Source organism: Actinokineospora baliensis (assembly GCF_016907695.1).
GTDB classification, from domain to species: Bacteria; Actinomycetota; Actinomycetes; order Mycobacteriales; family Pseudonocardiaceae; genus Actinokineospora; species Actinokineospora baliensis.
Genome location: NZ_JAFBCK010000001.1, coordinates 6,109,522 through 6,121,199, shown reverse-complemented (window position 1 = coordinate 6,121,199; position 11,678 = coordinate 6,109,522). Strand labels below are relative to the sequence as shown.

Sequence of the window (11,678 nt, the reverse complement as noted above, 5' to 3'; positions counted from 1 at the left end):
CACCGTGGACAGTGGGTCCCTGTCCTCCCGGGCCGGTGGAGGAGACGTCATGTCACGCAAGGGTCGCAAGGCTCTCGTCGCCGCGGCGGTCGCCGCGGCGACCGCCGTTGGCGCCGCGGTCATCGCGGTGACCGCCACCCAGGCCGGTGCCGCGCAAGGCCAGTCCGACGCACTCGGCGCCCGGGTGTTGAGCCCGCAGCAGCGCGCCACCGAGCTCGACCGGGCCACCGCCGAGGCCACCTCGGCCGCCAAGGAACTCGGCCTGGGCGCCAAGGAGAAACTCGTCGCCAAGGACGTCGTCGTCGACAACAACGGCAGCCGCCACGTCCGCTACGACCGCACCTACGACAAGCTGCCCGTCGTGGGGGGCGACCTCGTGGTGCACCGCGCCGCCGACGGTCGGATCACCGCGGTCGACAAGGCCAGCGACCAGACCATCGCGGTCCCGTCGGTCACGCCCACCATCGCCTCGACCAAGGCCGCCGCGCTGGCGCCCGCGCTCACCGCGGAGAACAAGGACGGCGCGGCCAAGCCCGAACTGGTCATCTACGCGATCAACCGCAAGCCGGTCCTGGCCTACCGCACCACGGTCGAGGGCGGCGGGGCCGAGGTCGTCGTCACCGACGCGGGCACCGGGTCGCTGCTCGACCGCTACGAGAAGCGGCACAAGGCGACCGGCAACGGCTACCACGTCGGCACCGTCGACATCTCCACCAGCTCCGGCTCCGGCGGCTACACGCTCACCGACACCACTCGGGGCGGCACCCGCGTGCTCGACGGCAACGGCGGCTCCGAGAACAGCCCGTCCGCCCGCGCCACCGCCTACACCGACGCCGACAACGTCTGGGGCAACGGCCAGCTCAGCAACCGGCAGACCATCGCCGTCGACGCCTACTACGGCCTGGCCAAGACCTGGGACTTCTACAAGAACGCCTACGGCCGCAACGGCATCCGCAACAACGGCCAGGGCCACACGATGTACGTCCACATCGGATCCGGCCTGCTCAACGCGTTCTACGACGACTCCTGCTTCTGCATGGTCTTCGGCGACGGCAGCTCCACCAACCAGAACACGCCGCTGACCCAGCTCGACGTCGTCGGCCACGAGATGACCCACGGCGTCACCGCGGCCACCGCCAACCTCAACTACTCCGGGGAGTCGGGCGGTCTCAACGAGTCCGCGAGCGACATCTTCGGCACCATGGTCGAGTTCTCCGCCAACAACGCCAACGACCCCGCCGACTACTACATCGGCGAGAAGCTGCGCATGCCCACCGGCTACTTCCGCCGGATGGACAACCCCGCCGCCGACGGCAACTCCCTGAGCTGCTGGCGCTCCACCGCGGGCCAGGTCGACGTGCACTACTCCTCGGGCATCGGCAACCACTGGTTCTACCTCGCCTCCGAGGGCACCGGCAACAAGACCATCGGCGGTCTCGCGCACAGCGGCGGCACCTGCAACAGCACCACCTTCGCGGGCATCGGCCGCGACAAGGCCGCGGCGGTCTTCTACCGCGCTCTGAGCACCTACATGACCTCGACGACCAACTACGCGGGCGCCCGCACCGCCACCCTGCAGGCCGCGGCCGACCTGTACGGCACCAACAGCCAGGAGCGCTACCTGGTCAGCGTCGCGTGGGCCGCGGTCAGCGTCGGCACCGCCCTGCCGCCGCCCAGCACCACCACGACCCGCCCGACCACGACGACCAGCCCGACCGGTCCGACCACGACCACCCGGCCGACCACCACCACGCCGCCCACGACGACCACCAACCCGCCGTCGGGCAACGCGATCACCAACGGCGGCTTCGAGTCCGGCCAGACCGGGTGGAGCGAGTCCGCGGTGGTCACCAACGGCACCCAGCAGGCACCGCGCAGCGGGTCGTACTACGCCTGGCTGCTCGGCAACGGCCGCGCCGCCAGCGAAGCGATCAGCCAGCAGGTCAAGGTGCCCAGCACCGGCGCGCCCGCGCTCCGGTTCTGGCTGAAGATCACCACGCAGGAGACGGGCAGCACCGCCTACGACGTGTTGCGCGTCCAGGTCAACGGCGCGAACCTGCAGACCTACTCCAACGCGAACGCGGGCACCGGCTACGTGCAGCGCACGCTGGACATGTCCGCCTACCGCGGTCAGACGGTGACCCTGCGGTTCTCGGGTGTGGAGGACGCCTACCTGGCGACCAACTTCCTGCTCGACGACGTCAGCCTCGGCTGAGCCCTGGCTGGTTGACCCCCTCCTCGGCGTGTGGCCCCGCCGGGGAGGGGCCGACCGCGGCGGCCCGGGACCACTGCGCCGGGCCGCCGCGCTGTCATAAGGGAAGATCTTTGAGCCATCAGCGGACCCCGCGTGCGGGGTCCGCTGTGGTCTGATCCGGCACCATCGGTGTCTTACTCTCGCCGATGACGTAGTTCGGTCTCGCACCGCCGCGGCCCGGTTGGGTACTTTCTGTGTATGGCGGCCATCCCCCCGGTGCTGGGCCGGACCCAGGTGATCGCGCGCTGCCAGGCCGCGCTCGCCGACGGCGGCGGTGTCCTGCTGCACGGACCCGCGGGCATCGGCAAGTCCCTGCTGCTGGACACCCTGGTCGCCTGGTCGGGCGCCGACCTCGTGCTGCGCACCTGCCCGGCCGCCGCCGACCACGACCTCCCGCACGTCGCGCTGTACGACCTGTTCGCCAAGGTCCTGCCCGCCGCCGGGCTGCCACCGCACCTGCGGGCCGCGCTGGACACCGCGCTGCTGCGCGCCGCGCCCGCGCACCCGGTCGACCCGCTCGCGCTGCGGCTGGCCGTGGTCGACCTGCTGCGCGGCCTCGCCGAGCGCCAGTCGGTGCTTCTGGTCGTCGACGACGCGCAGTGGCTGGACAAGGCGAGCGCCGACGTGCTCGAGTTCGCCGCCCGCAGGCTCGCCGAGCACCGGGTGCGGGTCCTGGTGGCCGAACGCGCCGACGGCCCGCCCTCGGTGGCCGGTCTCTCGCCGTCACCGCTGCTGGAGGTCGAAGTCACCGGCATCGACGCCGCCTCGGTCGCCGAACTCCTGCGCACCCGCCTCGTGCGGCCGCTGTCCTCGGCGACGGTCGGCCGTGTAGTCGCGGCCAGCGGCGGCAACCCGTTCTACGCGCTGGAGCTGGGCAGGGCACTGGCCCGCCACGGCGGGTCGATCGCTGTGGACGAGCCGCTGCCGGTTCCGGGCAGGCTCCGCGAACTCGTCATCGACCGCCTCGCACCACTGCCCGAGTCCGCCTGGGACGTCCTGCGCCTGGTGACCGTCGCCGTCCGACCAGGACTGGACCTGCTGCCGCTCGGTGACCCCGGCCTGGCGGCCGCTCGGGCGGCCGGGGTGCTGGTCGCTGACGAGGACGGCACGCTGCGGTTCAGCCACCCGCTGCTCGCCGAGATCATCGCCGCCGAGGCCACGGCGGGGGAGTGGACCTCGGCGCACGCCAGGATGGCGTCCCTGGTGACCGACCCGATCGAGCGCGCCAGGCACCGCGCCCTGGCCACTCCCCGACCGGATGCCCCCATCGCCGCCGAGCTCGTCGAAGCCGCCCGCCTGGCCACCACCCGCGGCGCGCCCGCCACCGCCGCCGACCTGCTGCGCCTGGCCGCGCACCGCACGCCCGCACCGGGCCCGCGGGCCGAGCGCCTCCTCGGTGCCGCCCGCGCCGCTGCCGAGGCGGGCCTCACCGCCGTCGCCGCCGACCTGTGCCGGGCGGTCGCCAGGATCGCCGCGGGGGCGACCAGGGCGTGGGCCAGGCTGCTGCTGTTCGACCTGGCAGGCCGGGACATGGTCGCCTTCTCCGGCCTGCTCGACGAGGTCGCCGCCGACAGCGGTGACGACCCCGCCCTGCGCTGCGCCCTGCTCCTGCGCCGCGCCGAGCTCGCCGCCCACATAGGACGGACCGCCGACGCCCTGGCCCACCTCGACCACGCCGACGCCCTCGCCGCCCGCGCCGACGACCCGACCCTGGTGCTGCGGTCGCTGATCATGCGCATCCCGTTCGCCGCGGCGTCCGGCCCGGACACCGAGACCGACCTGTACCGGCGGTTGGAGCGGCACTGCACGGGTCTGCCGCTGTCCGAACCCGTCGTGTTCGCCAGGGTCTACCTGGCGGTGATCAGCCTCCGCCGTGGCTCGACCGGCCACGCGGTCGAGATGCTGGAACAGTTGCGCCACGAAACCGAGGCCGCCGGTCGAATCCGCGACCTGATCGCCGTGCTCTACTCGCTGACCTCCGCCTACGAACGCGCGGGCCGGTGCGCCGACGCGCGCCGCTCGGCCCTGTGGGGGGCGCGGCTGCGGGTGGACGTCGACCAGCACCCCGGCATCGGCCTGACCATGCGGGCGGTCGCCGAACTCAACACCGGAAGCCTGGACGAAGCGAGCGCCCTGCTGACCCGCGCCGCCGCAGCCGACGAACAAGCCCGAGACGGCGAATGGTCGGCCTACGCCGCGGGCCTGGCAGGCCGGGTCGCCATCCTGCGCGGCGAACACCGCGCCGCCGCCCGCCTCCTCTCAACCTGCCTCTGGATGCTCCGCGACGTCGGCTACACCGACCCGGCGATGTTCCTGGCCGACGCGGACCTCGTGGAATCCCTGGCGTGGGCCGGTCAACCGGACCAGGCGGAAGCGGCACTGGCCGACGCCTGGTCCAAAGTAGAGACTCAAGGCCGCCCCGTCGTCGCCCTGGGCCTGCACCGCGCTACTGCGGTACTCACCGCCGTAGCCGGAGACGCCCGAGCCGCGGCGGACACCCTGCGCGCCCAACTCTCCACCGACCACCCGTACCCGCTCGAACTAGCCCGAACCTGGTTCACCCTAGGCGTCCTGGAACGCCGCGCCCGGCGCAAAGCCGCCGCCCGCGAGGCGTTGGCCGAGTCGCTCCGCCGCTTCACCACCGCGGGCTGCACCCCCTGGATGGACAGGGTCGCGGTCGAACTGTCCAAATTGGACACCCAGGATGCCCCGCTGACCGACCTGGAGAACCAGATCGTGTCGCAGCTGCGTGAAGGTGCTACTAATCGCCAGATCGCCACCGCCCTACACCTGTCGGTGAAAGCGGTGGAAGCCAACCTCACCCGCATCTACCGCAAACTAGGCGTCCGCAACCGCGCCGACCTGTCGGTCTAGGTCGCGCTTGTGGCGCCGGGCCGGAGCCGTTGCCCTGCCAGGATGTTCACCCGTTCCAGCGACAGAAGTTGTCCACATGTGGATCTTTGGTGGCCCTTGTCAAGATCAACTGTCGGTGGGGCCTAGTAGACTGGACCAGGGACGCCGCCCCGGGGAGGGTGGGGGCTGTTCAGGGGTTCGGGCTTGCGGTGGGGCCTGATGAAGGTGAACCGGCGAGGGTGGGGCTGGCCGAGTCGTGCGGTGGGCTCGATGGGGTGGACCTGTTTGGTGCCGCTCCCCCACACAAAACAGGTCCACCCCATCGAGCAGAGAGTGCGGGCGGCATCTGGGGTCGGCTCGCCTTCGGCATCGCGACGCGGTCCGTGGTGGGTGGGGTGTGCTCGATGGGGCGGACTTGTTTTGCGCGGGGCCCCTGCGCCAGTCGTGGCAGGACCGCAAAGCTGGGGCCGAAAAGCATGGCCCTGTCCGCGCTGAAACGCTACGACTGGCGCTGCCCCACACAAAACAAGTCCGCCCCATCGAGCATTTAGGTGGGCGGCTTCCGAGTGTCCAGTGGTCGGGCTGGCGGGGCTGACTCCGGGGGGCTGGGTTGGCACCAGCGGCTTCGGGGTCGGCTCGCCTTCGGCATTGCGCTGGATCCGTGGTGGTGCGGGGTGCTCGATGGGGCGAACTTGTTTTGCGCGGGGCCCCTGCACCAGCCGTGGCAGGACCGCAAAAGCCGGGGCCGAAAAGCATGGCCCTGCAGCGAGGCAAGGCTACGACTGCCGCCACCCCACACAAAACAAGTCCGCCCCATCGAGCAGATGGCACCGGAAGGTCCGAGTGTCCAGTGGTCGGGCTGGCGGGGCTGACTCGGCGGGTTGGGCTTGGGCTAGGGCTGGGACTGCCAGGCCTGGCCGAAGTGGCGGATCAGGGGTGGGTAGACGATCAGGTGGCGGAAGGGGGTGATGGCTTTCATGTAGGCCTTGCCGAGGGTGCCGTTGGGTTTGACCAGGACGGCCATCTGGCCTCGGTAGCCGCCTGCGGCGTCGGGGACCCAGGACAGGTGCATGACGGCGTGGACCGTTCGGTTGGCGATCTCGGCCGCCCATTCGGTGTCGGTCAAGTAGACGGGGGTGAAGGGGCGGTTGGGGAACGCGGGTCCCGCTGGTGCGGCCAGCAGGTCGGCGGGCAGTCGGTCCCGCAGGGTCGCTACCCGGGTGCCGACGCCGGAGTCCGGGGTGTCCCAACCGAACCACGTGCCCAGGGTGCGGCGGATCGCGACCAGCGCGCGGGCCGCGCGCGACGGGGTGTCGGCGGAGTCGCGGTTGGCGGCGAGGCGCACCAGGCGGGGGAAGTCGTCGGTGGTGCCGGGGGTGGGTAGTGCCCAGACGTCCTCGAGGTGGAAGTCGGGGGCGATCTCGTGGATGCGCCACGGCCGGTCGGTGTGCGCCGTGTCGGGAAGTCGCATGTCGGTGTCTCCGTTTCCCCCGCCGCGCCCCATCCTACCGGGCGGCGAAGTGGCACCGGAGTCCACTTAGGACCTCAGCTGACCCTGGCGTGCGCTGGTCGGGAACCGCGCAGGACCTCGACCCGGTCGCTGCCGGGGCGGCCGAGGACCCAGCTGGAGCCGGGGACCGACTTGGCCCGCTTCTTCAAGGGGGCCAGCAGGCGCGAGGCCTCGCGGTAGGAGTGGACCGAGCCGACGGCGCAGACCAGCGAGGCGAGCGAGACGCTGACGCTCATGCCCTCGGTGGTCCACTGGCGGTCGACCAGCCGGGCGGCGAGCGCGGTGATCTCGTCGAGGTCGGTGACCACCAGGAAGTCGTCGCCGCCGACGTGGGCCACCCTGGTGCTGGGCAGGTCGCGTTCGGCGTCGGCGAGCTCGCGGCCGATGTGGCGGATCAGGTCGTCGCCCGCCGCGAAGCCGACGGTGTCGTTGACCAGCTTGAACGAGTCGACGTCGAGCCAGGCCACGACGAACATCTCGGCGTTGTGGATGCGGCGGTCGATGTCGCGGTCGACGACGTCGCTGCCGGGCAGGCGGGTCAGCGGGTTGAGCGCGGCGGCCTGCTCGATCTTGGCCTCGGCGACGCCGCGCACGACCTCGGAGAGCCGGACGACGCCGATGCACACCCGGTCGGCGTCGACCACGACGACCTCGTCGCCGTGCCGGTCCCAGTCGGTGTCACCGACCAGGTCCAGCAACTGCAGGCAGGTCGCGTCGGCGCGGATGGTGCGCGGGATGTCGCCGTGGCGCACCGCGGGCTTCTTGGCGTTGAGCGCGTGCCCGTACATCCCGGTGACCGCGAGCAGGAACCGGCTGCGCGGCAACGTGCTCACCGGCCTGCCCTCCGCGTCGACCAGCACGATCCCGCTGATCGTGGGGCTCTCGGCGAAGGTGTCGCGGACCTCCTCGGCGATCGCGTCCTGCGCCATCGTGGTCGCGGGCCGCAGGTAGTCCGACACCACCGGGATCGGCGCGGCGCCGGTGGTCGCGTTCAACTCGATGATCTCGGCGACCGGCCGGGGCAGCGGGAGCGCGATCCCGCCCTCCTGGCTCGCCCCGGCGAGCAGGTTCCCCTGCGCCAACCGCACCCCCACGCGGTTGAGGCACATTAGCTGCTCCTCGGACTCCACGCCCACCGCGGCGAGCCGGGTGCCGGTGCGGGTGCAGTACTGCGCCAGGCACTCGACCACCGCCAGGCACGCGGCGTCGTCGGGCAACCCGGCGACCAGGTGCGCGTCGAGCTTGATCAGGTCCGGTCCGACGTCGGTGAGCAGCGACAGCGGCAGGTCGCCGTCGCCGAGGGAGTCGAACGCGATCCCGTACCCGGCTTCGCGCAGCACCGCGAGCCCGCGGATCAGTTCAGCCCGGTGCACCCGGCTGAACGGCGGCGTGACCTCCAGGACGATGTCGCGCGGCTTGCGCCCGGTCTGGCTGAGCGAGGGCCGCAGGAACCGCAGCAGCTCCTGCGGCGCGGTCGCGGTGGCGGCGACGATGTTGACGTGCAGCGGCAGTGGCGGGTCTTGCCGCACGCTGGCGAGCACGGCCCGGCTGGCCAGTGAGATGTCGGTCTGCACCAGCCTGCCCGCCTTGCCCGCGGCGCGGAGCAGGTCGTAGACGTTCCCGGTGCGCGGTCGGGCCAGGGCCTCGACGGCTATCGGCTCACCGGTACGGGTGCTGAGCAGCGGCTGGAAGGCGAACCTGACGTCCGGCGCGACGGTCACCCTGACATCGTGCCTGGCCCACCAGCTCAGGGGATAGTTGGTCACCATCTGTTCACCCAGCTGTACCCGGAAGAATGAAACCCGGCCGAGCGGCGGTCATCCGGGTAGTCAATACCGCGATAGGACCAATTTCCGGCGAATCTCCCACCGGGTCGTGCGGAACACGGCCGCCATCGCCCCGGCCGTCCCGGCGACGTCCTCCCGGCCGCTCAGGTACGCCTTCCGCAGGTCGGGCGGCAGTGCGAAGAAGGCGTCGAAGAACTCGGGCAGGCGGTCCGGGGGGAGGGTGAGCAGAGCGCGCAATCCGTGCAGCCGCATCGCGTGCACGACCCGAGCCCGTGCGGACCACACCGCCGCCCGCCCGGCTGCGGCCGCCGCGACCGGGCCCCGGGGCCACGCGTCGCCGATCGCGTCGGCCACGACCGGTGCGAGCGCCAGCGCGTCACCCACGCTGTAGCCGGTCGCCGGGTGCACCATCCCCGCCGCGGCGCCGAACGGAACCGAACCCCGGTGCCACAACGGCGTCGCGGGCAGGTCCACCGGGAACCGCACCCGTTCGACCGCCAGCGCGGCGGGCTCGTTCTCGAGCCGCTGGTGCAGTCGTCGCCGCAGGACGTCCCACCCGACCCCGGGTCTGGCCGCCAGTGACGTCTCCTCCAGCAACACCCGGTCGGACGACACCCCGACGGCGTACAAGAAGGTCGGCGGGCGGTCCCACCCCATCAAGATCGCGTCACCCGATCGGACAATCCCGTCGGCGGCGGCCGAAGGAACCACAACCCCATAGGCCGTCTGCTCCACGCGCACCCCGCGCGGCGGCCCACCCGACACCACCCGCCGCGGCCCACTCGCGTCGACCACCACCGCGCACGCCACCCGCCGCCCAGACCCCAACAACAGCGTCGCGCCCCGGCGCCCGAACCGCGCTTCCACCACCTCGTCGTCCAGCGCTTCGGCGGGCCCGGCCCACAGCTCGGCGCACACCGCCGCGTTGTCCAGCACGACGTACTCGCGCCCCAACTCCCGCCCGTTCCCCAACACCCTGGCGCTGGCGAACCCCGGGAACCGCCCCGGGAGTTGATCGGCCCACACCCCGAACGTGGCCGCCCAGACCCGCTTGCCGCCCGGTGCGATCACCACCACCCCCAACCCCGCCCGCCCACAAGCATCGGCGATCGCCCACCCCGCGGGCCCACCGCCGACCACCACGACATCCGCCCTGCGCACGGCGCTCCTTCCCAACATCTCATCGGTCGCCGCCGCTGGCCGTGGTCGACCAACCGGCTCGGTGCCGCTCGCGGTCGCCTGCTCGGCGACCTCTGCCCAGGCCAGGGCCGTTGCCGCTCCCGCCCAAACATCACCCGGTTCAGCGACCCGAGTTATCCACAGAAGCCCCTCCCCGCCCCGTCAACCAAGATCGTCTGTCACTCCCCGCCGGTAGAATGGTCGTGGGGGATCCCCCGGGATGGGGTGGGGTCTGGGTGGGGGCCGTCGTGGGGGCGTTGCGGGGGCGTTGCGGGGCGTTGTGGCAGGGCTGGGGCGGGTTTGTGCTGGTGGGGGGCGTGATCGTGGGCCTCGCGAGTGCTGTCCAGTGGGTGCGGCGGGCGGGGATCGTCGGCGGGGTGGCCTAGGCTCGGGGGCATGTCCGATCTTCACCAGCGGCGGGTCGCGCGGCGAGACGGGGTCAGTGGGGGCGGGGATCTGACCGCCAACCCCTTTCGCGCCGACCGGGACCGGATCGTGGCCTCGCCGTTCTTCGCGCGGCTCGGCGGGGTCACCCAGGTTGTCAGCGCGGGTGGGTCGGGGGTGCTGCACAACCGGCTGACGCACAGCTTGAAGGTCGCGCAGATCGCCAGGGCGATCGCCGAGCGGTTGACCGCCGACCCCGGGGCCGCCGATCTGATCGACCAGCTCGGCGGGTGCGACCCCGATGTGGTCGAGGCGGCCGCGCTCGCGCACGACCTGGGGCACCCGCCGTTCGGCCACCTCGGGGAGCAGGTGCTCGACCGGCTCGCCCGGCACCGGTTCGGCCTGCCGGACGGGTTCGAGGGCAACGCGCAGAGCTTCCGGATCATCACCACCACCGACACCAGGGGGCCCGCGGCCGCCGGGTTGGACCTGACGGCCGCCGTGCGGGCCGCGACGCTGAAATACCCGTGGACCAGGCTTTCGCACCCCGCCGAGCACCCCAGTCGGATGGCCGATCCGCCGCGCGGCGCCGCCGAGCCGCCCGACGCGCCGGGGACCGGGTCGAGCAAGTTCTCCGCGTACGTCACCGAACTCGACGACCTGCGGGAGGCGCGCGCGGTGTTCGACGGGCTGGTGCCGCCGTGGCAGCAGACGGTCGAGGCGTCCGTGATGGACAACGCCGACGACATCGCCTACGCGATCCACGACCTCGAGGACTTCCACCGCATCGGCGTCCTGCAGCACGCCCCGGTCTCGGCCGAGCTCGGCCAGTGGGAGGCCGACCGCGCCGAGTTCGCCAAGCTCGACGCCGACGAGTTGGACGCCAGCCGCCGCCCGGGACAGTCGCTGGAGCGGCTGCGCAGGCGCTTGCACGCCCGCGACTCCTGGGTGGTCGACGACGACGCGTTCGGCGCGGCGGTGTCGCGGGTGCGCGCGGAACTGGTCGACGACCTGCTGTCCATGCCGTTCGACGGGTCCGTGGCCGCCGAGCAGGCGTTCGGCCGGTTCTCCTCCGGGTGGACCGCGCGGCTGGTCGCCGGTGTGCACGTGGTCGCCGACCCGCCGACCCGCTCCGGGCACGTGCTGCTCGGTCCCCAGCAGTGGCACGAGGTGCAGGTGCTCAAGTTCGTGCACCGCCGGTTCGTGCTGTTGCGCCCGGACCTGGCGCTGCACCAGCGCGGCCAAGCGCGGTTGCTGACCAAGTTGGTTGAGGCGCTGGAGCAGTGGCTCGGCGACCGCTACGAGGCCGACCGGTTGCCGCGCAGGCTGCACGACCTCGTCGAGTTGGCGCGCGTGGAGTACGGGCGGTTGGCCCAGGACGACCCGGGGGCGCTGGTCGGCGCGACGGGGGAGTGGCCGGACGGCGCCGCGACGGTGCTCGCGCTGGCCAGGGGGCGGGCGGTCATCGACTTCGCCGCCTCGCTCGCCGACGGCCAGGCGGCGAGTCTGCTCGAGGCGCTGTCCGGCCGGACCGGACAGTTCTGGTCGGACCTTTCGGTGCTGTGAGAAAAATACCGAGCGTTACAACTGGACGGTGACTATCACTCGAACGGTAGATGTCACCTCGTTGGTGTGAACCATACGTTCACCTGGTCGGGAGCACTCCCGGCGATGGGCGGCGTGGGTCGGGGCACGCACTAGCGGGGGAGGA

The 11,678-nt window shown here is 72.2% G+C and carries 6 protein-coding genes; 3 read left to right on the top strand and 3 right to left on the bottom strand.

Annotation, left to right across the window (positions count from 1 at the left end; genetic code table 11):
- The first annotated feature begins 49 nt into the window (after positions 1 to 49).
- Together JOD54_RS27200 and JOD54_RS27195 are read left to right on the top strand one after the other, a co-directional pair.
- The gene (locus JOD54_RS27200; protein WP_204454583.1) at positions 50 to 2,215 is read left to right on the top strand and encodes a M4 family metallopeptidase; all 2,166 of its coding nucleotides are present in this window, start codon (positions 50 to 52) and stop codon (positions 2,213 to 2,215) included.
- A gap of 237 nt (positions 2,216 to 2,452) precedes the next feature.
- Positions 2,453 to 5,128, top strand: coding sequence for an AAA family ATPase (locus JOD54_RS27195; protein ID WP_204454580.1), 2,676 nt, complete (start codon positions 2,453 to 2,455; stop codon positions 5,126 to 5,128).
- 871 nt (positions 5,129 to 5,999) lie between these two features.
- On the opposite strand, the gene JOD54_RS27190 is transcribed toward JOD54_RS27195, so the two are convergent.
- From JOD54_RS27190 to JOD54_RS27180, 3 genes are all read right to left on the bottom strand, one after another.
- Entirely contained in the window at positions 6,000 to 6,578 is a 579-nt protein-coding gene (locus JOD54_RS27190) for a DUF2867 domain-containing protein (protein WP_204454575.1), read from the bottom strand.
- Positions 6,579 to 6,652: 74 nt separating this feature from the next.
- A complete protein-coding gene (locus tag JOD54_RS27185) occupies positions 6,653 to 8,338 on the bottom strand; it encodes a GGDEF domain-containing protein (RefSeq protein ID WP_204454570.1) in 1,686 nt (561 codons plus the stop codon).
- A 108-nt stretch (positions 8,339 to 8,446) separates the two neighbouring features.
- Entirely contained in the window at positions 8,447 to 9,565 is a 1,119-nt protein-coding gene (locus JOD54_RS27180; protein WP_307860323.1) for a lycopene cyclase family protein, read from the bottom strand.
- 414 nt (positions 9,566 to 9,979) lie between these two features.
- Here JOD54_RS27180 and JOD54_RS27175 point away from each other — a divergent pair, with 414 nt between their 5' ends.
- Positions 9,980 to 11,533 carry a deoxyguanosinetriphosphate triphosphohydrolase family protein gene (locus JOD54_RS27175; protein WP_204454562.1) on the top strand — a complete coding sequence of 518 codons (1,554 nt, stop codon included), beginning with the start codon at positions 9,980 to 9,982 and terminating at the stop codon, positions 11,531 to 11,533.
- The last annotated feature ends 145 nt before the right edge of the window (positions 11,534 to 11,678 follow it).